Here is a 235-nt window from a genome sequence, read left to right as displayed (position 1 = left end):
GTGGTGGAGATCGTCGGCTACAGCGACGAGCAGGGCGAATCGCCGTTCTGGAACGCGGTCGGGCGCAACTTCTTCGACCTGAACTACATCGAGGCGGACAAGCTCTCCGGGCTGAAGAGCCGCACCTTCCTCGCCGAACTGATGCCGCACTATCCGATCTATGTGCCACTGTTGCCGGATGCCGCCCAGGAGTCCATGGGCCAGGTCCACCCGCGAGCGCAGATCACCTTCGATA

Annotated in this window: 1 protein-coding gene; it reads left to right on the top strand. The window is 62.6% G+C overall.

Annotation, left to right across the window (positions count from 1 at the left end):
• Positions 1-235 (top strand): arginine N-succinyltransferase (locus ACLJNW_RS28600; RefSeq protein ID WP_410962058.1); only part of this gene is annotated, 235 nt, incomplete at both ends.

The organism is Salmonella sp. SAL4457, from assembly GCF_046548235.1.
Lineage (GTDB): Bacteria > Pseudomonadota > Gammaproteobacteria > Enterobacterales > Enterobacteriaceae > Salmonella > Salmonella enterica.
Note: the sequence above shows the minus strand (reverse complement) of the source record. Positions and strands in the feature narration are given on the sequence as shown.